Below are 21,508 nucleotides of genomic sequence, written 5' to 3' on the forward strand. Positions count from 1 at the left end.
CGCTAGCCTGAAGAACGAGAAAAAACTTACCTGTCACATTCATTACGATTCTACAAAGGTGAAATCTAGTTCAGAGAACATAAAACGTTTGAAAAGGCACCTTGAACTATCAGGGATCCAACTGATAGAAATCTCACCAAGTACCTTCCCAGATTTTTATGTTGTCATCATTGGTTCTGATACGTCAGAACTTAACAATCCAGAGCATCAAAAGGAGGGAATGCAAACAATTTTTCTCTCGCTTGATCAAGCAACCTCTTTCAAAGACGTGCAAAAATCTGACTCGTGCTTAGGCTGCTTTGCCCTGGGAGATTTTGATAACTACTACCTGTTTGTCTTGAATCTTTTAGCTACGCTATTGCCAAAAGCAAAAATCAGTGAATCTTTTGATGAATTTAAAACACAAACCATAGCTAAAATGCCGGAGCCAGAGACGCCAAGACAAGCAGCAAGGCTAGAGCTCAACAGAGATTTTTATTTGAAATTTATTGCAATCATTGTGGCTTTTATTGGAGTAAGCTGTGTAGGATTCTTGGGTCTAAAGCTAAAAAATTTAATTACAAGTGACAGCAGCAATGCCTCTTCTGTGCACGCTACGGCGTCATTATCTGCAAAAGAGCAAGACAACCGAATGATCAAATGGAACCTTCCTTTACTACCAGATCCTTATATTGAGCGGACTGCACTGTTGGACTCTATATGGAATCAATTCGATGCAAAGAATAAAACAAAACAATCAACAAAGGTGGTGGGGTTAGTTGGCTTAAGAGGCATCGGTAAGACTTTTTTAGCGGTGCATGCCATTCATCATCCCAGACAACCCTATAAATTTAGAGCCTGGATCAATGCAGAAACAGAGTCATTATTAAAGGGTAATTATTTTGAAATAGGTAGTAAATTCAATCTGTTTTCCGATAATATGTCTGACGCACAAAAGATTCGAGAAGTGAAAACTTGGATTGAAAATAGAGGAAGAGCTTTACTGGTTTATGATAATGCTCCTAGTTCAGCTATGTTATACAACTACCTGCCCAATAATGCCGACGTCATTGTGACCTCAAGCAACCATAGGGTAAAAAATGCCATTGAAGTCGATGTGATGACAAAAAAAGAATCTTTTGCCTTGCTCGAAGCGCAACTTCCTGTGAGTTTTCAGCAAGAGCCGGACTATCAACAAAATGCTGCCAAACTCTTAAATAAACTGCATTATACCCCTTTAGCGATATCCCAGGCCGCAGGGTACATAACAGAAAATACCATTTCAATTGCAAACTATTTGAAATTGTATGGAACCGAGAGAAAAAATTTGTTGTTATCCGATAGCAGTACACCTTCGGATGTTAAGCATGATCCCATTTATGCGACATGGGACCTTAGTTTAAACGCTATCAAAAAAACAAAAGATGGCGAAAAGGCCCTTGATTTGCTTAATTTTATTTCTTTCTGTTATCCAGCCAACATCCCCAAATCCCTTTTGGTATATTACTTATCTGAGAAAAATGACAATAAATCAGAGTGGGAACTGAATAGATTGCTCAGTATTTTGCGGCAATACTCATTGATAAAAATATCAGGCGACGACATATCGATTCATCGCTTGGTCTCTGGCTGGCTCAGGGATAAATTAGACCAAGAACAGAAACTGAGATATCTGAAACGGATGAAAATTGCGATTGAGAAAATATATCCTAAGAAAATTGAAAACGCTAAAATTTCGACTAAAGAGCATCGACTAATCAATAAGACAATTGCTCAATTAGATGTGTTTTTGAAAGAAATTAGCTCCCTGGCTTCGGATGAAGCTCAATTTTCTTTCTATACTCTTACCTATCGTATTTTAAATGAACCCCACAAAATAGAACATATTTTAGAAGAGGCGCTAAAAATCAATGAGTCTTTGTATGGTCAACATCATCCCAATAATTTGCAAATTTTAAATTTATTAAGTTCCGTGTATCATGACCTGGGAGAAAGTTTCAAACAACGAGAAATTTTAAAAAAAGTTGTATCAATTAGTAAAAAAGCCTATGGAAAAGAGCATCCGAAAACAGCACATGCATTTCTTCAGTATGCCCTAGCACACGTGATGATAGGAGAGTTTCGTACGGTAAAAACCTTACTGCCGCAGGTATTGGCACTGTACCAGGCACATTATGGCGATAACCATGTTGAGACTGCTCAGGTGCTATATAAGCTAGGTTGGTGGAATTATGTGTTAGGTGACAGGGCAAAAGGGAGAAAAACCCTAGAACGTACGTTGCAAATACACTCCGAAAATCCCACATCAATTTATAATCTGGCGTATAACCAAACCCTCCTCGGATTTATCCATTATGATTTGAATGACCTTCAAAAAACCGAGACCCTTTTTCGAAATGCTCTAGATATACGAAAAAAATTGTATGGGGGAAGTCACATTTGGACAGTGCTTTCAATGGTGAATTTAGCCTTACCCTGTGCTGCAATGCACAAGAACTCTGAAAGCAAACACCTTTTAGATGAAGCACTCCGATTTGCCAAAAAAGATAAAAATACAACGAATGTTTGGACGTCTGTTTTATTTTCTCGTATGGGAATTGTTCATTCCGTTTTAGGTAATTATTTGCAAAGTAAAAAAATGTTAAGGAATGCCGTTGAAAGTCTTAAAAGGAAGTACGGAGACGATCACTTGTTTACTGCGATTGTCTCTGTAAATTTAGGTAATGCCTATCGTTTGCTTGGGGATGTCCAGAATGCGAGAAAGCTTTTGAAACAATCATCCCAAACAATCCAACATTCCTATGGTAACGATCATCCCACAACCGCAATGGCCATAGCTAATCTGGCATTAACTCTAGAAAATACAGAGAAAAAAGAATTGCTAGAAAAAGCTTTGATAGTTTTCAAAAACTTTTATCCTCCTGACCATCCAAACATCAGGAAGGTCGCATCAGAACTTAAAAAAGAAAAGATATCTCCCGCTAATGCCAGTGATTTAGGAAAATCTTTCAATCCTGGTTATTACATCCTCTTGCCTTTCTAGGAGAGAAGGTTTATCCTCCCAGGGAGTGGGAGTGTTGTGCTCTCAATTTATGGAGGAGATAGGAAATGAAAAGACTTTACTTTTTATCGGCAGTTTTAGTGGTACAAGTGTTTTGCTTTGCAGGCGATGGGTGTTTGGCACATACAAAAGATCTCTCTGGACAGATGGAACTGGGAAAAAATCTTTTGACCCCTGTTGAAAATGCTCATTAATGTCAAGGATCTTTATCGTTTCGAAAGGCCAGTCATTTTTGCAGGGAGGTTGGCATCAAGAATGTCGCATCAGAACTTGAAAAAGGAAACATATCTCACGCTAATGTCAGTACGTTAGGAAAATCTATCAATCCTGGCTATTATATCCTCTTGCCTTTCTAGGTGGCAAAGATTAAAATGCCCGGGAGTGGGGAGTGTTGTGTCCTCAATTTGTGAAGGAGATAGAAGATGAGAAAACTTTGCCTTTTGTCAGTAGTTTTGGTAGTGCAGGTGTTTTGCTCTGTAGGAGATGATTGTTCTGCTACTCACACACAAGATTTTTCTGAGCAATCAGAACCCGGGAAGACCCTTTTGACTCTTGCTAGTAATTCAAGCTGAAGGTATTGTTTTTTTCTCGTTCCTGCAAATTTAGGAAATGTCCATCGTTTGCTCGGAGATGTAAAAAACGCAAGAAAACTTTTGACACAATCTCTTAAAACAATTCAGCGGACCTATGGTAAGAATAATCCCACGACGGCCATGGCCATGGCCGATCTGGCATTAACTTTAGAAAATTCAGAGAAAAAAAATTTATTAGAAAAATCCTTAAAAGTTTTCAAGGATTTTTACCCTCCTCACCATCCAAATATTAACAAGATCGTATCAGAGCTCGAGAACAAAAAAGATAACTCAAATCTCAATAAGTTAGAAAAATCTCCCAACCCCGGCTATTATATCCTCTTGCCTTTCTAGGTGGCAAAGATTAGAATGCCCGGGAATGGGGGAGGTTGTTCTCCCAACTTATGGAGGAAGTAAACAATGAAAAGACTTTACTTTTTATCGGCAGTTTTAGTGGTACAAGTGTTTTGCTTTGCAGGCGATGGGTGTTTGGCACATACAAAAGATCTCTCTGGACAGATGGAACTGGGAAAAAATCTTTTGACCCCTGTTGACAATGCTCATTAATGTCAAGGATCTTTATCGTTTCGAAAGGCCAGTCGTTTTTGCAGGGAATTGAGTTTGGCATTCGGTGATTAGATGCCATTGGTTAGCCCTCGGCAGTGGTCTGACTTTTTTCACAAAGTGAGCACAAAGTTCGTGGTCTCGGACCTGAAAATGTGCCGGGTATAAATTGGGAACCGGCACCAGTTCATTCTTCTGACTGCTTTTTTCCCTCAATTTCTTCGCGCAGTAGTTCGAGCTCTAGCCACTGCTGTTCAAGCTCATCTTTTTTAGTCTTGGCGGTGTGTAGTTCGTCTGCTAGCCTGCATGCTTGATTGGGATCTTGGGTATAAAGCACAGGATCGCTCAGTGCGGTTTCAATTGAGAGAATAGTCTTGTCTAATTCTTGAATTTGCCTTGGCAGTTGAGTGAGGGCGTATTGCTCATTAAAGCTGAGGCGTTTGGTTTTTGTCTTTTCTGGTTTATCGGCCGCTTTTTTTACTTTTGCGGTAGTTTGCGGTTTTTGTTTTTTAGTTGGTTTACCGCGTTTTTGAAAAAGATAATCCTCATAACCGCCGGCATATTCAATTGCGGTTCCATCTCCTTCTAGGACGATGGTTGAGGTGACAACGTTGTCCAAAAAAGAACGGTCGTGGCTAACCAAAAGCAGCGTGCCGGTATAATCTGCTAGCATATCTTGCAGGCGATCGAGGGTGTCCATGTCCAGATCATTGGTTGGCTCATCCAGAATCAACAAGTTCGAGTCTTGCGCCAGTGAAAGCGCTAGCAATAATCTGTTCTTTTCCCCTCCCGAGAGCACCCTTACCGGCCCATGCAACTGATCCGGGTGAAACAAAAACTCCTTTATATAAGACATGACGTGTTTAGGCCTACCTTTGACGGTGACAAAGTCACCGCCATGCGGACACAGGGTTTCATGAATGGTCTTGTTGGGATTCAATCTCGTGCGATTTTGATCTAGGTAAACCGGCATAAGCCGTTTGGAGATCTTGACTGATCCGCTATCTGGTTTGAGTTCACCAATGAGCATTTTTAACAGCGTTGTTTTTCCAGATCCATTTGGACCGATAATACCAATACGATTACCGCGCACAATTCTGGTACTAAAATCTTGAATAAGAGGGCGACCAGCATATGATTTGCAGATATGGCGTGCTTCAATAATCGCTTTGCTGGACATCTCAGATGCAGAGGCTTCTAAGCGGCCAAGTTGCAGCGCCTTGATTTGTTGTGCCCGGGTATCACGGAGGCCTCGAAGGCGTGCCAATCGGCCCTGGTTGCGCTTGCGCCGGGCACTAATACCACCATGTGACCACTCTGTTTCGGCCTCAATAAGTTTATCCAGCTTGATTTTCGTTTTGGTTTCCTGCTCCACTAACTTATCGGCCCACTCTTCAAAATGTTCATAACCTTTATTAAGGCGGCGCACGATGCCAGCATCCAGCCATAAGGTGGTGTTGGTGGTATTTTTCAAGAAAGTTCGATCATGACTAATGATCACGACACTACCAGGGAACGATTTGATTCTTTGTTCAAGCCACTCAATGGTGGTCACGTCCAGATGGTTGGTGGGCTCATCCAGCAATAAGATGTCTGGCTCATGTACCAGCGCACGTGCCAGTGAAACGCGTCTGGCTTCACCTCCGGATAAATTATCCAGTGGTTTGATGTATTCGATGCCAAGGGTATCCAACAATGCTTTGGCTTGATGCTGACTGACATGCTCTTGATTGGAGACGTACTCAAGTGCAGTTGTCTTTTCTGGAAATTTTGGATCCTGCGGCATATAGGTTATCCGTGTTCCAGGTTGCACAAAAATCTCGCCCGCATCGGCTTCTTGCAAACCAACAATCAACCGCATCAAGGTTGATTTTCCGCCGCCATTTCTGCCAACCAAACAGATGCGCGCTCGCGCTTCAATGGCAAGATCAACCTGTCGGAACAGTACCGTTGAGCCAATCGTAAATTTGATGTCCTTTAGCTGTAAAAGCGGTGTCATTTTTTTCATGGGTTTAGAGTAAGCATATACCCACAGGAATTCAACTCTTGACCTTTTGTCCTTATCAAGCTATAGATACCTCTATACACGTTACGTCAGTCGGCGAGGGTTCGCTCACTGGCGCTTTTTGTGTTTCTAAAGGATATAAGACGGATATGTTTCAAAATCTGACCGACCGACTGGGAACGGTTTTTGGTAAGCTGCGAGGACGAGGCGCCTTAAGTGAGGCAGATGTAAAGGCTGCCATGCGTGAGGTGCGCATTGCGTTGCTTGAAGCTGATGTGGCCTTGCCAGTAGTCAAAGATTTTGTCAAAACTGTGAGCGAAAAAGCAGTTGGCCAGGCAGTCCTGAAAAGTGTGACTCCAGCACAGCAAGTGGTAAAGATCGTCAATGATGAACTGACACATCTTTTAGGGCATGAAGCGCAAAGTTTAAATTTGACGGCAGTGCCACCGGTAGTGGTTTTAATGCTTGGGTTGCAAGGATCGGGTAAAACCACGTCTGCTGCCAAACTCGCTCAGTTCATTCAAAAGAAATTACGCAAAAAGCCTTTGCTGGCCTCTTTAGATATTTATCGGCCCGCAGCGCAAAAGCAGCTTGAGGTATTGGCAGAATCCATTGGCACGGAAACTCTGGAGATTATCCCTGAGCAAAAGCCTGTGGAGATTGCCAAAAGAGCTTTGCAAAAAGCCAAACTCGAAGCTTATGACGTTTTAATTTTGGATACTGCTGGCCGTTTGCATATCGATGATGAGTTGATGCAAGAACTTGAATCAATCAAGGCAGCTACATCGCCTACAGAGACTTTGTTGGTGGCCGATGCGATGTCTGGACAAGACGCGGTTAATGTTGCGCAGACATTCCATGAACGCATCGGGGTCACAGGTATCGTCCTAACGCGGATTGACGGTGATGCTCGTGGTGGTGCTGCTTTATCGATGAAATCAGTAACCGGTTGTCCGATTAAGTTTTTAGGATCCGGCGAACAAGTTGACAAATTTGAAGAGTTTCATCCCGAAAGAGTTGCTGGGCGCATCTTGGATATGGGTGACGTGGTCACTTTGGTTGAAAAGGCAACAGAAGCTATTGATCAAGAAGAAGCAGAAAAGCTAGCCAAAAAGATGGAAAGAGGGACGTTTGATCTGGATGATCTGGCAGCCCAGTTGCGACAAATGGAGAAAATTGGTGGCCTGAGTGGAATCATGGCAATGATGCCAGGCATAGGGCAGATGAAGGACAAGATAGCTGCCGGTAGTGTGGATGACTCAATGCTGAAACGGCAACAGGCCATCATTTCATCGATGACTAAGCAAGAGCGCCGTCACTATAAGTTGCTGAATGCCTCAAGGCGCAAGCGTGTGGCAGCAGGATCAGGTACCTCGGTACAAGAGGTGAATCGTTTGATGAAGCAGTTTATGCAGATGAGTAAGATGGTGAAAAAAATGGGGAAACTCGATAAAAAGGGGCTTAGTCGCCAAAATTTGAAAGGATTATTTTAATGAAAAAGATCAGTTTTATGAAAGAAAGGAATTAAACTATGGCTGTAAAAATACGTCTTGCCCGCGCAGGGGCCAAAAAACGTCCGTTTTATCGTGTGGTTGTGGCTGAGTCTAGCAGCCCCCGTGATGGACGATTTATTGAAAAGGTTGGGACCTATAATCCAATGGTCCCCAAAGATCATAAAGATCGATTGAAGTTACTGGAAGATCGCGTCAAATACTGGTTGTCCGTAGGAGCGCAACCCACCGATCGTGTGGCACGTTTCTTAGGCCAGGCTAAGCTCATTGAAATGCCAGCGATCCATGAAACGCCACAAAGATCTAAGCCGAAAGAAAAAGCACAAGAACGCGCAAAGGAACGCGCAGAGAAAGCTGAAGCTGCTAAGGTAGCCGCCGCAGAGGCTAAAAAAGCGGAAACCGAAGCTAGAAAGGCCGCAGCAGCAGAAGCTAAAAAGGCAGCAGAAGCCGCCAAGGCAGAAGCAAAGAAAGCAACTGTTGAGGCTAAAGCTGAAGCGCCACAGGAAACAGCGCAGCCTGAAACCAAGGTAGCAGAAGAAAAGCCTGCCAAAAAAGCAAACAAGAAAGAAAAGGTGGAAGAAGAGAAGCCTAAAGAGGAGAAACCTAGAGAAAAGAGCTCAAAAAAGGGTTGATAGCAAAGAGAGATGATCAAGCATCATGAACGCACCGCAAAAACCAAGTACAGCCACAAGTATCTGGAATATTTTTTTTAAGGGCTTGTTGACTGTTTTACCGGTCGCATTGACTCTTTATTTATTGATTTGGCTGGTACAAGCTCTTGAGGGCATGTTCAGTTTTTTCCTTGGTGCTCTTTTACCGGAAGCATGGTCCTTTCCTGGATTGTCGCTTTTGCTTGGCATTGGCTTTATCTTTCTTGCAGGCCTTTTGTTGCAGTTGTGGTTGGTGCGATGGATCTGGAGCTGGGGTGAAGCGCTCTTAGAGCGCATCCCTTTAATTCAAGAAGTCTACACGTCGATCCGTCAGGCTTTTAGGTACCTTGCCGGCCAACAGCAAGCAGTTGGCGGAAAGGTGGTGATGGTAACCATAGAAAACCCACCAATGCGTTTATTAGGACTGGTCACCTGTGAGAATCTTTCTAAAGCCCCCAAAGGGTTACAGAGTGAAGATACCATTGGTGTTTATCTGCCTATGAGTTTTCAAATTGGAGGTTATACCGTGTATGTCCCCCGATCCAGCGTGCAACCGGTTGATATGACGGCCAAAGAAGCTCTGCGTTGGAGTTTAATGGGGGGAGTTATTCAGAATTCAGAAAACAGAGGCCAGAAAACAGAGGCCAGAAATCAGAGGTCAGAGGTCAGAGGCCAGAAATCAGAGGTCAGAAATCAGAGGTCAGAAATCAGAGGTCAGAGGTCAGAGGTCAGAAAAAAGAAGTAAGAAGGTAACTATTCAGTCCACATCGACCGTCATATATGACGGCCGTGTGAGTTGAATGGTTACCTCTCATCTACTAAAACTGGCACCTGGCACGATCCCGTTTTAGGATCAAGTATTTTTGTCAGAAGTCATAATAATAAATCGATTAAGCTGTCCCGCTAAATAGAACGGCAGTGAGAGCAACTTATATGAAAACGGTTCATGATCGGGTAATTTTGCCTTTTCAATGAGTAGGCTGGGCCTATCTGTATTGAAACGAACCCCATAGGGCCAACGTTTTTCCTGAATAAAATAATGCAAAGACTTTAAGTGTCCAGTTTTGCCTGCTTTAACCTCTATAGGAATAATCTGATTTTCATATTGCCAGACATAGTCTACCTCCGCAGAAGATTGAGCTTTTTCCCGCATCCAGTAATATAGTTCTGGCATTTGATAGGATGGATTTAATTGAAACAAAGTTTGTCCAATAAACTGCTCAGCGAGACTGCCACGATTAATCCAGGACCAGTTAGGTGTGTGAATAACAGATAATTGGCTCAAACCCAACGTAGAGCATAACAGCCCAATATCGAGAAAAATAGCTTTAAAAATTTTAGGATTTATTTGTGCCCTCAAAGGAATACCGCTTGCATGACTATGGTAGACAAGGTGTATTACTTTAGCTAGATTTAAATAATCTAAGGATTCCTTAACTTGAACTGATTTACTGTCAGAGTCCAATTTAACATATTTTATCTTTTGCCCTATTAAATTGGGAATGGTTTTAAAGACGCGTCTTAGCAGGGGGATTTGTTTTATGCGTCCATATTTGTGAAAATCTTCTTGGTAACTTTGCAAAATATTTTGCTTTATATTATCGATCTCTTGAAAATCATGATGTTCAGCATAGTGGGACACCACTTCTGGCATTCCGCCGATTAACCAGAATTGTTTAACCAGCTCTAAGCAACGCTTATGAATCGTAATAGGAATTGTGTCCTGAAGAGAAACCGATCGAATCCATTGTAATAAAGCTTCTTCGCCCTGGGCCAACAAAAAGTCTTCAAAATTTATTGGGCCTAAGTGAAAGTATTCAACCCGGCCGACAGGAACTGAAAATTCAGGCTCTACAAGCACAAACTCCAGTAATGATCCTGCAGCGATTACGGGTAACTCAGGACATTCTTCATAAAAATACCTCAAGATTTCAATCACCTTGGGGGTGGCCTGGATTTCATCCAGAAATAGGATCGAAGATTGAGGGTTGATGGGTTGTTTAAAATAAGTTCCTAAATAATCTAATATTGTACTTGGATCTTTGCTTTTAAAAAAATCAGCATGCTCTGGATAACGTTCAAAATTTAACTCAAAACAGGTACGTTGGCTTAAATTGGCGATGCGTCGGACAATGCTTGATTTTCCGACTTGCCTTGCACCCCTTATAATAAGGGGTTTTCTGCCTTGTTTGTTCAACCACTTTAATAATAAATCCACTTCAAAACGGTGTATTTGCATCATCTCGTCCCAAAAATACCGGTTATTTTCGACTGTTGTGGATATTATAACCACTTATTTTATAGATAAAAGTCTTTTTTTAAGGGTAAGTTGATCAGAAGTCAGAGGTCAGAGGTCAGAGGTCAGAGGTCAGAAATCAGATGTCAGCAAGGCAGTGCTGCGCTGAAACGCAACACATATATCCTGAACTAACTGGGATTAAAATCGGCATGAAACCTGCTCCTACACTTAAGTTAGTTAAGAGAGGTCAGAGGTCAGAGGTCAGAAATCAGATGTCAGCAAGGCAGTGCTGCGCTGAAACGCAACACATATATCCTGAACTAACTGGGATTAAAATCGGCATGAAACCTGCTCCTACACTTAAGTTAGTTAAGAGAAATCAGACCGATTTCTGGCATCTGACCTCTGGCATCTGACCTCTGATATCTGACCTCTGATATCTGACCTCTGATATCTGACCTCTGATATCTGACCTCTGATATCTGACCTCTGGCATCTGACCTCTGATATCTGACCTCTGACCTCTGACCTCTGATTAGTCCATAGATTTTAAAATATCTTCACACATCTTCTTGGCGTCACCAAATAACATCAATGTATTATCTCGGTAGAACAATTCGTTATCAACTCCGGCGTAGCCTGGAGATAGTGATCTTTTGACAAAGAGGACCGTTTTGGCTTTGTCGATATCAAACACGGGCATGCCATAGATGGAGCTGGTGGGGTCAATTTTTGCCAGCGGATTGGTGATGTCATTGGCACCAATGACAAGGGCCACATCAGTAGTTTGGAAATCACGATTGATCTCATCCAATTCAAACACTTCGTCATAAGGCACATTGGCTTCTGCCAACAGCACATTCATATGCCCAGGCATGCGGCCAGCCACTGGATGGATGGCGTAACGGACTTTAATGCCGGCTTCTTTCAAAAGGTCAGACATCTCTCTTAAGGCATGTTGAGCTTGGGCAACAGCCATTCCATAGCCGGGAACAATAATGAGGGACTCACAATTTTGCAAGATAAAAGCAGCGTCCTCAGCGCTACCAGCAGTGACTGGTTTGGCCTCTTTTGAAACTCCAGTGGCACCACCGGCAATGGCTGCCTCACCTCCAAATCCTCCCAGTAGTACATGAATGATGGAGCGATTCATCGCCTTACACATGATATAGCTCAAGATGGCACCAGATGACCCCACGAGAGCTCCGGTTACAATCAACATGTTGTTTTCAAGGGTAAAGCCAATACCAGCTGCAGCCCAGCCCGAATAAGAGTTGAGCATTGATATAACGACTGGCATGTCAGCGCCACCGATTGGAAGAATCAGCAAAAAGCCAATAGCAAAAGACAGCAAGACCAATATCCAAAACGCCAGATGTGATTCAGTAGTCACAAACAACAAGGTCACTAAAACAATCACAACACCAATTGCTGCATTGAGCAAATGCTGCATGGGAAATATCAACGGTTTTCCTGTCATTAACCCGTGTAGTTTGGCAAAAGCAATAACCGACCCGGTAAAGGTAATAGCGCCAATAGCAGTCCCCAAAGCCATTTCAATGAGGCTACTGGTTTTAACAGCCCCATTGCTGGTAATGCCAAAGGCCTCGGGTTGCAGCAGGGCAGCGGCAGCAACAAAGACCGCAGCCAGCCCCACAAGGCTGTGAAAAGCAGCAACCAGTTGTGGCAGAGCTGTCATTTCGATTCTTTTGGCAATGATGATTCCGGTGACTCCGCCAACTACGAGGCCCAACACAATCCAACTGTATTCCGCCACTGCTGGCAATTGCATCGTTGTACCCGTGGCTATGGCCATTCCAACCATACCAAATAGATTACCATTGCGTGCGGTTTTAGCTGACGCAAGTCCCTTGAGTGCCAGAATAAAACAAACTCCGGCAATCAAGTAAAGAAATGCTGCAATATCGGGACCCATAGCTACTTATCCTTTTTTCTTTGAAACATTCGCAACATGCGCTCAGTGACCAAAAATCCACCAAAGATGTTAACTGCTGCCAAGATGACCGCAAAAAAACCCAACATTTTTGCCCAACTCATTTCTGGAAGTCCAGCTGCAATGAGAGCGCCTACAACAATCACACTGGAGATTGCGTTGGTAACTGCCATTAAGGGTGAATGCAGGGCGGGGGTAACGTGCCAGACGACATAATAGCCAATAAAAATGGCTAGCACGAAGACAGTAAGACCTATCATGAAGGGAGATAGGTGCAGGGCCACATCACCAATGTTTTCTTGAAAAATTGCCGTTAATTGAGTTGTTTCCATAAGTTTTAACCTCTGCTATTTAAGAGTGATTTTGCCTTGGTAAACGGCAAGCGTGGATTGGGTAATCTCATCATCCTTTTCCAGATTTACAGCCCCAGAGGGCTCATCAACAAGAATTTTTACAAAATTCAGCAGATTGCGTGCATACAAAGAGCTCGCATCACTTGCAATATGGCTCGCCAAATCGGTGGGGGCGATGATAGTAATGTTATGCACTTCGACTGTTTCATCCGCCTTACTTAGAGCTACATTACCGCCCATACTTGCAGCCATATCGACAATGACAGCACCCGGTTTCATATCCTTGATCATTGCGTCAGTAATTAAAATAGGCGCAGGTTTGCCGGGAATTAGCGCTGTGGTAATAGCAATATCTTGAGTTTTTAGAACTTCGTGAATTCTTGCTGCTTGGCGCTTTTGATAATCCTTTGAGGTTTCCTTGGCATACCCCCCAGATGTTTCTGATTCTGTTGCGCCTTCAACTTCCATAAAAGTAGCCCCTAGGCTTTCCACTTGTTCTTTGACGGTTGGGCGTACATCAAAGGCGGAGACAATGGCACCCAATCGTTTGGCAGTGGCAATTGCCTGAAGTCCTGCAACACCGGCGCCAAGGATCAAAATTTTGGCAGGTGCAACAGTTCCAGCTGCGGTCATCATCATGGCAAAGGAACCCCCGTACACTCCGGCTGCCTCGATGACGCTGCGGTATCCAGCCAAATTGCTTTGTGATGACAGCACATCCATGCTTTGGGCCCGGGTAATGCGCGGCATTAGATCGAGTGAAAGCGCGTTGATCCCCAACTTGGCATAGGTAGCCAGATCATTTTTTGGGCTGCGGGCTTCAAGCATACCAATCAGCACAGCTCCTTTTTTCAAAGCCTTAAGCTGTTCTTTGCTGGGGGGATTGAGTGTCAGGTAAACATCAGCATTTTCCAGAGCTGCCTTACCACTTTTGGCAATATCAGCTCCTGCCTCTTTAAACAACTTATCGGGAATATTGGCAGCTGTACCTGCGCCAGTTTCGATTGTGACATTAAATCCCATTTGCAGCAGTTTTTTCACAGAATCGGGAGATGCAGCAACACGGTGCTCTCCCTTGCGACATTCTTTGACAACGGTCAGTTGCATCTTGGGTTTCCTATTGGCTTTTTTCTGTATTCTTCGTAAGTTAGCTTAAAGCACGTTTAGCAAAGATTTGATTAACGCAATGGATTTAGTTGTTTCAGAAGAGATACTTACACAGGGAGATAGGAAATTTCGTTGCGCTATCGGCCGAAGCGGACTCACCGCCAATAAAACCGAAGGGGATGGGGCGACTCCAATCGGGTGTTATCCCTTAAGGCAATTACTCTTTCGCTCCGATCGGCTTGAGCAACCTGTGACAGATCTTCCTGTACGCTCCCTGATTCCATCAGATGGATGGTGCGATGATCCCAAAGACACTCAACGTTATAATCAATTGGTGACTACCCCTTATGCCTTATCCCATGAAAAACTCTGGTGTAATGATCATGTATATGACGTCATTGTCGTGGTGGGTTATAACGATGATCCCTGTAAGTCAGGCAAAGGTAGCGCTATCTTTATCCATTTGGCACGGGAAGGATACCCGCCCACAGCAGGATGTATTGCTTTGATCAAAGATGACCTACTTGAGGTTCTTAAGAGTACTCAAGCAACGAGCAAGTTAATAATATACCCACCCCGGGCATAAATTGCGCTTTTCAATTTATGCCCGCGCTAGGTATAACATTGGTGTATAGAAGTTTAATTTTTACAATTTGTCAATATTTGTATTGTACAATTCATGTATGGAGGTAGTATTTGTGAATTGTTATTTATTTTGGAGTACTTTATTATGTATAAAAGGAATAAAGATGAATCCGGTCCGTGGAGCGGGTTGCTCAGTCTATTTTCTGGACTCTTTGTAGTCTTATTAGTGGCTGCGGTGGGAGCATTTGTGGTTTCATTCTTGGACGGATTAGATACGTCTCTGATTGATGTACTAACATACAATACGTTTTATTGATATTATGACAAAAAGCATACAGGTATTTTACGCTGGGTTTTGGATTAGATTAATTGCATACTTTATTGATGCATTTGTTTTATTGTTTGTTATGGTGATGATTTTTAAAATGCAAGGAGAGGTCGCTCCGGAAATCTTTCCCCACCAAATTCCCAGTCAAGCTTTGGCCATGCTGATCAGTTGGCTCTATTTTTCTTTACAATACGCTTCACCCTACCAAGCCACCCTTGGTATGCGCATGGTGGGAATTAAGGTGGTAGATCTTGAATACAAACGTCTTTCTTTGGCGCGGGCCACCGGCCGCCACTTTGCCCATTATATTTCAGCTTTTATTCTTTTTGCAGGTTTTTTTCTAATTGCTTTTACCAAAAGAAAGCAGGGATTACATGATTACCTGGCCAGTACATATGTGATTTATGAGGGTGAATGATATACTCTCGTGAAATCAAAACCTCTAGTTTAATGTAACCCTCCCTGTTGTTATTCCAATGATATTTTACACAGGAAAAAAACAATTTAAGCATTCGATGAACGTTTATGACTTGTTTGGCAAAAATAAACTCTTAGCACAAAAAGTTTATAGCAAACCCTATACTTTAATCGATATTACCCAAATCACAGATGAACAAATGCGGATGTACAATTGGTTCACATTGGCTGGTTTGTCTATGAAACACGCACGACGAATCGATCATTTACTTGAAAAAGGTGATGTGATAGAGTGCATCACGGAGCTAAGAGATGCAGGCGAGATAAAGTATATCACCCAGACCTTCAATTATTTGATGAAGGCAGGCTATATTGAAACACCGGATTATTTGTTACAAACCTTCAAAAGAGGTTTAGCTGAAAAAGGAGAAGACATCATGACAGCGGAAGAGCATCTTATTAACAGAGGAATCGAGAGGGGAATCGAGAGGGGAATCGAGAGAGGAATTGAGCGGGAAAAGAAGAACAGTCAAGCAAGAGAGGAAAGAACGTTAAAACAAACAGCTCTTAACTTTCTCAAGCTTGGTCTCGCTGCAAAACAGGTGTCAGAAGCTACCAACATCCCTTTAGACGATGTTGTAGCGCTGCGCAATCAAGAGTTTAACTAAAACTTGACGGGCTGTGCCTGAACCGGTAAGTGGCAAATTTTTGACTAACCCAAAGATACCTTTTCGCAGATAACGCCCCAATTATTGAGCAAAACCGAGCTATCCGGCATCCAATTATTTTGCGGCCCGCGGTATATCCTCTGATTACTGATCACTGATCACCTTCAACCACTCCTGCTCGCTCAATACCGGAATCCCCAGCTCCTGCGCCTTTTTCGCCTTTGAGCCCGGTTTTTCTCCCACCACCAGATAATCTGTTTTAGGAGAAACAGCACTGGCAACTTTTGCGCCTAAGTTTTCAGCTCGTGATTTTGCCTCAGCCCTGCTGAATGCCGTCAGTTTTCCGGTAAACACTACAGTCTTTCCCATGATCGGTGAATCGGTAATTTCAGGACGTGCTAGATCTTGGATCTCAAGTTCTTGCGCGAGTTGATCCAACACCTGTTGATTGTGCGGTTCACGAATGAAATCCAGCAAATCCCCGGCAATGCTTGCACCAATTCCTTCAATGGCCACCAACTCAAGGTAAGCCTCACTCTCGGCATCAAGTGCGGCTTGCTCTAACGCACTGCGCCACTTTGCAAACGAACCATAGGTATAAGCAAGTAATTTGGCAATGGTTTGCCCGACCTGAGAGATACCTAAGGCATAGATAAAGCGATCCAGGGAGATGCTGCGGCGTGCTTCAATGGCCTGGAATAGATTTTGTGCTGACTTATCGCCCCACCCTTCCCGCTTGGCTAGCGGATTTTCACTGTTAGCATCACGCTGTTGCAACCGAAATAGGTCCACTGGAGTTTGCAGCAAACCCTCATGGTAGAACATTTCCATATGCTTAAGGCCGAGTCCTTCAATATCAAAGGCATGCTTCGAGACAAAATAATACAGCCTGAGGGCAGCTTGGGCTGGACAAACCAACCCTCCGGTGCACCGGGTGACCGCTTCCCCAGATTTGCGCACCGCCAAACTATCGCAGATCGGACAGTGGTCTGGAAATTGATACGGCTGCGCGTCAGCCGGGCGCAGATCTTTGACCACTGCAACCACTTGGGGAATCACATCCCCAGCGCGTTGAATTACCACAGTATCACCAGCGCGAATGTCTTTTCGTTGCAATTCGTCCTGATTGTGCAAGGTGGCCCTAGAGACCACCACACCGCCGATTGTCAAAGGCTTTAGATGCGCCACTGGCGTTAGGGCTCCGGTGCGCCCTACTTGAATCTGAATTGATTCTAATACAGTTTGTCCTTGTTCCGGCGGGAACTTGTAAGCAATAGCCCAACGCGGTGAGCGAGCTACGCGTCCAAGCCGCTGCTGCCAATCCAAACGGTTGATCTTATACACTGTACCATCGATGTCATAGCCCAAGGTAGGCCGGGCAATGGTCAGTTCATCATAAAATTGCTGAATCCCTTGCATATCTTTGCACACCTGAATCATTGGGTTTACGGGAAATCCCCAATTTATCAGCTGGGCCATGAGCTCTTCATGGGTTACCAATGCTATATCGGCCGGGATTTCGCCACAACCGTAGGCGAAAAACTTCAGCGGCCTTTGCGCCGTCACGCTGACATCCAATTGCCGCACCGAACCGGCTGCGGCATTTCTGGGATTGGCAAGCAATGACTCCCCTGCCCTTTCTCGCGCTGCATTCAGTTGGTTGAAATCATCGCCGTGCATGTAGATCTCACCGCGAATCTCAATGTGTTCAGGAGTGGGATTTTGTTTCAAAGAGGTCGGAATATCTGTGATGGTATGCACATTAGCCGTAATGTCCTCCCCCACCTCGCCGTCACCGCGAGTGGCGGCCCGCACCAGTTGTCCGTTCTGATAGGTCAAAGACGCTGACAGCCCATCGATTTTAGGCTCTGCCACCACTTCCACAATCGTCGCTTCGCCGAGACCCAAAAAGCGCCGAGTCCGGGTGATAAAATCTGCAAGATCTTGGGGTTCAAAGGCATTGTCCAACGATAACATTGGCGTGTCATGCTGTACTTTGCTAAATCCAGTTTTAGGGGCAATGCCAACACGTTTACTGGGACTATCAGCGCGAACCAGGTTAGGAAAGCGCGCCTCAATGGCTTGATTGCGCTGGCGCAGTGCATCATAATCGCTATCGCTAATTTCAGGAGCGTCTTTGAGATAGTACAGCTCATCATGATAGGCAATGAGAGCTGCAAGAATCTCAAGCTCTTCAGCGGCCTGGTTTTCGGTCAAATCTGTAACTAGGATATCTGGATACTTGAGCTCATTCACTAGTTACGGACCCCTAGCCTTCTAGACGCTTCCCGAGCAAGCGATTCATCCAAGAAGCTCCAACTTTTGACTCTTCAGGACGCAGATCAACGCCTTTCAACAGATAATAACTATCGGCGTACCAGTGACTACCGGGGTAGTTGTTCCCCAACACAGCCGCCGCGGCTTGCGCTTCGTCTGTCAGACCTAGGGAGAGGTAACTTTCAACCAGCCGGTGCAACGCTTCCGGTGCTTGTGCGGTGGTTTCGTAGCGTTCAACCACAGTGCGGAATCGATTAATCGCAGAGAGATAAGCATCGCGCTTTAGGTAATAGCGGCCAATACTCATTTCCTTACCTGCCATGTGATCACGCACCAAATCAATCTTGTAGCGCGCATCTTTCCCGTAGCGGCTATTTGGAAAGCGCTTTACTACCTCCACTAACGCTTCATAGGCATAAACTGCCATCTTTTGATCACGACGAACATTAAAGATTTGCTCGTAATAGCATACACCCCGCATGTAAAGCGCGTAGTCCACATCTGCATGACCTGGGTGCAACTGAATAAATGTTTCAAATGCGGCAACCGCTCGGTCATATTTTTGAACCTGGTAGTAGCAATACCCCATCATTAATTGTGCCTTGGTGGCCCATTTGGAGTACGGATGCTGCCGGTCCACTTCGTCAAATACCTTGGCGGCCTTCTCGTAATTGCGGTCCTCCATCTTGGCCATAGCCATGGTGTAGAGCTGCTCAGCCGGCATATCATCTAGCAAACCGTCGTCTTGAGAACACCCTACCAGCAAAACAATGACCAACAAAATGCTAATAGTTAAAGAAAATTTTCTAATCATGGTACTCCATCAATTAACAAACGTGCTTTATGTATAGCAAACATTGTGAGAAATCTGAAGTCAGAAATCAGAGGTCAGAGGTCAGAGGTCGGATTTTCTAACTAACTGTCCTACATCCATTAAAGAATTCTGGCCTCTGCCCTCTGCCCTCTGATTTCTGGCTTCTGACTTCTGGCCATGGTAAAATCCCACCTATATCCATTATTCTAGAGGGCTTGGACGCTGAAAAAATTTCTACTCGCTTTGAGTGTTTATTGCTGCTTCTTCGGCATCCTGCAAGCTGGACCTGGCCCTGCACAGGTCAATATTTATGCCTGGTATGAATTCATTCCCAAAGAAATATTGCAAAAGTTTGAGCAAGAAACAGGCATCAAGGTCCATATTGACTACTACGATAGTAACCAAACCCTTGAGACAAACCTGCTAACGCGCACTACCGGCTACGACGTGGTTTTTCCCAGCGCTTTTCCCTACATGGAACGTCAGGTCAAAAATGGCTTGTATCAAAAGCTAGACAAAAATAAGCTACCGAATCTAAAATATCTAGATCCGGATATTCTTAAATTTCTCGAATCGGCTGACCCGGGGCATAATTTTACCCTGCCCTATTTTTGGGGCATTACAGGCATTGCCTACAATATCGAGCAGGTCCAGCAAATTATGCCGCAAGCTCCGGTTGATAGTTGGGCCATGCTATTTGACCCTAAGGTAGTGCAGAGATTTGCCCCGCATGGAGTATACCTTTTGGATGAAACAATCGAGGTGTTTGCGTCTACTCTGACCTATCTAAAGCTTAGTCCTGTAAGCAAAAATGCAAGTGATTGGCAAGCAGCCTTTAAGGCTTTGCAAAAAATTCGCCCTTATATCCGGCGTTTTGATAGCCTGCGCGGACACCAAGACCTGGTTAACGGCGAGGTCGCGCTGATTCAAAGCTGGTCGGGAGACATCGCCCTGGCCAGGCAATATGCCCGCGCTGCGGGGCGAAAAATCCAAATTGCTTTTTCCGTTCCCAAAGAAGGCAGCTCAATTTCTATCGAGGTTATGGCAATCCCCAAAAACGCCCCCAACCTAGACAATGCCCATACGTTTATCAATTTTCTAATGCGTCCTGACATTATTGCTATAGCTACTAATGAGCTAGGATATAGCAATGCCAACCTGGCCTCCCTGCCTTTTTTGAATGAAGAATTGAGGAATGACCCGCTTATTGTGCCTGACAAACAAGTCCTTAAAAGATTATATGTCAGCACCTTTGTTTCACGCGCTCAAGAGCAACAAACCAATCGCATGATGATGCGACTAAAGGCGAACCTGAAGGCGTATACTGAAGTGAAATCAAAACCTCTGTTTCCTGATACGCTCGGAGTGCTCATTTACCCAAGTAAGCTGCGCGATTCTCGCTATCATAAAACTAGAGGTTTTGATTTCACGAGAGCATATAAGTAATATGCCCCTCACACTAATCACTGTTGGCAAGATGAAACCAGGTCCCTGGCGTGAGCTGACGCAAGAGTATACAAAACGCTTAAGCGGCCCTTTAACCATTCATGAAGTTGAAATCCGACAAAAGCTCCCCCCTGCCCTGCGCAAGCAGCAAGAGGGAGCCCTAATTCAACAAAAAATCCCACCAGAATCAATGCTGATTGCTTTAGATGAAAATGGCGATAGTTACACCAGCAAACAATTTGCTGACAAATTTGTTGAATCTTTGCAAACCAGCTCCCTCTGCATTGTTATTGGCGGCGCCTATGGCTTAAGTGATGAAATCCTCAACAAAGCCCGCTACAAAATTGCCTTTGGATGCATGACCTGGCCGCATTTAATGGTCCGAGTCATGTTATTAGAGCAACTCTATCGTGCACAACAGATTTTACATGGCCATCCTTATCATAAGGAATAGTTACGTTTTTTGTTTTTTTTGCTTTTTACTATTGATTTTCGAAAAATTTTAGCTTAGTCTGTGTTTTACGCGATAGAGGGTGCAGCAAACACACCTCTACCGCTACCACCGGCTGATCTAACCAGGATCAAACCAATGGTAGTGACAATATACGCGTTCTTGTTTCGTTTTGCTAGTGCAAGCGTGTGCTTGCAAGATGCTGCCGCTTGGCTGCCTTTTGGAGCAGGATGTAATGTAGAGTTGCTATTGTCTAAGCTTGTGGGGGGGCTCCGGAGCTCTTCACTGAACAGCCCTGGCCCTGACCCTAAAAAACTTGACCTTCAAAAATGTATTGCTTACAGTTACATCGATTTTAAATATTAGTTATCCTATTTATGAGGTGTACATTGCGTTTTTTTCTGAATCTTTTTTTCTCTGTTATTTTTCTAACGGCCAACTTAGTTGAAGGGCTACGGTCAGTTAGCTTCGCCAAAGCGCCAGACTTGATTATCAACTTACAAAAAACGCGCCGGTCTTGTGCTAAC

General features: G+C 44.1%; 19 protein-coding genes and 3 pseudogenes. 15 read left to right on the plus strand and 7 right to left on the minus strand.

The window, feature by feature from the left end:
- From ABFQ95_02490 to ABFQ95_02510, 5 genes and pseudogenes are all read left to right on the plus strand, one after another.
- A partial coding sequence (locus ABFQ95_02490; GenBank protein MEN8236409.1) for a tetratricopeptide repeat protein occupies positions 1–3,022 on the plus strand: 3,022 nt, incomplete at its 5' end.
- A gap of 65 nt (positions 3,023–3,087) precedes the next feature.
- A complete protein-coding gene (locus ABFQ95_02495) occupies positions 3,088–3,234 on the plus strand; it encodes a hypothetical protein (protein ID MEN8236410.1) in 147 nt (48 codons plus the stop codon).
- A gap of 228 nt (positions 3,235–3,462) precedes the next feature.
- The gene (locus ABFQ95_02500) at positions 3,463–3,612 is read left to right on the plus strand and encodes a hypothetical protein (protein MEN8236411.1); all 150 of its coding nucleotides are present in this window, start codon (positions 3,463–3,465) and stop codon (positions 3,610–3,612) included.
- A gap of 39 nt (positions 3,613–3,651) precedes the next feature.
- Positions 3,652–3,966 (plus strand): annotated as a pseudogene (locus tag ABFQ95_02505) (tetratricopeptide repeat protein).
- A 66-nt stretch (positions 3,967–4,032) separates the two neighbouring features.
- On the plus strand, positions 4,033–4,179 hold the full coding sequence (locus tag ABFQ95_02510) for a hypothetical protein (protein ID MEN8236412.1): 147 nt from the start codon (positions 4,033–4,035) through the stop codon (positions 4,177–4,179).
- A 184-nt stretch (positions 4,180–4,363) separates the two neighbouring features.
- Here the strand turns inward: ABFQ95_02510 and ABFQ95_02515 are convergent, their stop codons facing one another.
- Positions 4,364–6,184, minus strand: a complete 1,821-nt coding sequence (locus ABFQ95_02515) for an ABC-F family ATP-binding cassette domain-containing protein (protein ID MEN8236413.1) — start codon at positions 6,182–6,184, stop codon at positions 4,364–4,366.
- A 146-nt stretch (positions 6,185–6,330) separates the two neighbouring features.
- Between ABFQ95_02515 and ffh the strand changes: the two genes are divergently transcribed.
- The 3 genes and pseudogenes from ffh (at position 6,331) to ABFQ95_02530 (ending at position 9,087) form a co-directional block, all read left to right on the plus strand.
- Positions 6,331–7,674, plus strand: coding sequence for a signal recognition particle protein (ffh, locus tag ABFQ95_02520; protein MEN8236414.1), 1,344 nt, complete (start codon positions 6,331–6,333; stop codon positions 7,672–7,674).
- A 38-nt stretch (positions 7,675–7,712) separates the two neighbouring features.
- A pseudogene (gene rpsP, locus ABFQ95_02525) lies at positions 7,713–8,054 on the plus strand (30S ribosomal protein S16).
- Positions 8,055–8,349: 295 nt separating this feature from the next.
- A complete protein-coding gene (locus tag ABFQ95_02530) occupies positions 8,350–9,087 on the plus strand; it encodes a DUF502 domain-containing protein (GenBank protein ID MEN8236415.1) in 738 nt (245 codons plus the stop codon).
- Between the two features lie 108 nt (positions 9,088–9,195).
- Here the strand turns inward: ABFQ95_02530 and ABFQ95_02535 are convergent, their stop codons facing one another.
- Positions 9,196–10,584 (minus strand): DUF4143 domain-containing protein, encoded by a 1,389-nt coding sequence (locus tag ABFQ95_02535; GenBank protein ID MEN8236416.1) that lies wholly within the window; start codon positions 10,582–10,584, stop codon positions 9,196–9,198.
- 206 nt (positions 10,585–10,790) lie between these two features.
- Here ABFQ95_02535 and ABFQ95_02540 point away from each other — a divergent pair, with 206 nt between their 5' ends.
- Positions 10,791–10,997 carry a hypothetical protein gene (locus ABFQ95_02540; GenBank protein MEN8236417.1) on the plus strand — a complete coding sequence of 69 codons (207 nt, stop codon included), beginning with the start codon at positions 10,791–10,793 and terminating at the stop codon, positions 10,995–10,997.
- A 119-nt stretch (positions 10,998–11,116) separates the two neighbouring features.
- Here the strand turns inward: ABFQ95_02540 and ABFQ95_02545 are convergent, their stop codons facing one another.
- From ABFQ95_02545 to ABFQ95_02555, 3 genes are read right to left on the minus strand one after another with little or no spacing between them, the layout of a single operon-like run.
- Entirely contained in the window at positions 11,117–12,517 is a 1,401-nt protein-coding gene (locus ABFQ95_02545; GenBank protein MEN8236418.1) for an NAD(P)(+) transhydrogenase (Re/Si-specific) subunit beta, read from the minus strand.
- Between the two features lie 2 nt (positions 12,518–12,519).
- Complete coding sequence (locus ABFQ95_02550) at positions 12,520–12,867, minus strand: NAD(P) transhydrogenase subunit alpha (GenBank protein MEN8236419.1); 348 nt, start codon at positions 12,865–12,867, stop codon at positions 12,520–12,522.
- A gap of 15 nt (positions 12,868–12,882) precedes the next feature.
- Positions 12,883–13,995 (minus strand): Re/Si-specific NAD(P)(+) transhydrogenase subunit alpha, encoded by a 1,113-nt coding sequence (locus ABFQ95_02555; protein MEN8236420.1) that lies wholly within the window; start codon positions 13,993–13,995, stop codon positions 12,883–12,885.
- Positions 13,996–14,074: 79 nt separating this feature from the next.
- Here ABFQ95_02555 and ABFQ95_02560 point away from each other — a divergent pair, with 79 nt between their 5' ends.
- The 3 genes and pseudogenes from ABFQ95_02560 to ABFQ95_02570 all read left to right on the plus strand — a co-directional run bounded on the left by ABFQ95_02560 (position 14,075) and on the right by ABFQ95_02570 (position 15,993).
- On the plus strand, positions 14,075–14,581 hold the full coding sequence (locus ABFQ95_02560; protein ID MEN8236421.1) for a L,D-transpeptidase family protein: 507 nt from the start codon (positions 14,075–14,077) through the stop codon (positions 14,579–14,581).
- 319 nt (positions 14,582–14,900) lie between these two features.
- Positions 14,901–15,326: an RDD family protein gene (locus ABFQ95_02565; protein ID MEN8236422.1), complete on the plus strand. Its 426-nt coding sequence runs from the start codon at positions 14,901–14,903 to the stop codon at positions 15,324–15,326.
- Between the two features lie 49 nt (positions 15,327–15,375).
- Positions 15,376–15,993: pseudogene (locus tag ABFQ95_02570) on the plus strand (Rpn family recombination-promoting nuclease/putative transposase).
- 144 nt (positions 15,994–16,137) lie between these two features.
- Here ABFQ95_02570 and ligA read toward each other — a convergent pair.
- Both ligA and ABFQ95_02580 read right to left on the minus strand, forming a co-directional pair.
- Complete coding sequence (gene ligA, locus ABFQ95_02575; GenBank protein ID MEN8236423.1) at positions 16,138–18,249, minus strand: NAD-dependent DNA ligase LigA; 2,112 nt, start codon at positions 18,247–18,249, stop codon at positions 16,138–16,140.
- A 13-nt stretch (positions 18,250–18,262) separates the two neighbouring features.
- Positions 18,263–19,084, minus strand: a complete 822-nt coding sequence (locus ABFQ95_02580) for an outer membrane protein assembly factor BamD (protein MEN8236424.1) — start codon at positions 19,082–19,084, stop codon at positions 18,263–18,265.
- A gap of 243 nt (positions 19,085–19,327) precedes the next feature.
- On the opposite strand from ABFQ95_02580, the gene ABFQ95_02585 reads away from it, so the two are divergent.
- The 3 genes from ABFQ95_02585 to ABFQ95_02595 all read left to right on the plus strand — a co-directional run bounded on the left by ABFQ95_02585 (position 19,328) and on the right by ABFQ95_02595 (position 21,347).
- Positions 19,328–20,530 carry an extracellular solute-binding protein gene (locus tag ABFQ95_02585; protein MEN8236425.1) on the plus strand — a complete coding sequence of 401 codons (1,203 nt, stop codon included), beginning with the start codon at positions 19,328–19,330 and terminating at the stop codon, positions 20,528–20,530.
- Between the two features lies 1 nt (position 20,531).
- A complete protein-coding gene (locus ABFQ95_02590; GenBank protein MEN8236426.1) occupies positions 20,532–20,984 on the plus strand; it encodes a 23S rRNA (pseudouridine(1915)-N(3))-methyltransferase RlmH in 453 nt (150 codons plus the stop codon).
- Between the two features lie 135 nt (positions 20,985–21,119).
- Positions 21,120–21,347, plus strand: coding sequence for a hypothetical protein (locus ABFQ95_02595; GenBank protein ID MEN8236427.1), 228 nt, complete (start codon positions 21,120–21,122; stop codon positions 21,345–21,347).
- Positions 21,348–21,508 lie beyond the last annotated feature (161 nt).

It is taken from the genome of Pseudomonadota bacterium, assembly GCA_039714795.1.
Lineage (GTDB): Bacteria > Pseudomonadota > Alphaproteobacteria > JAGOMX01 > JAGOMX01 > JBDLIP01.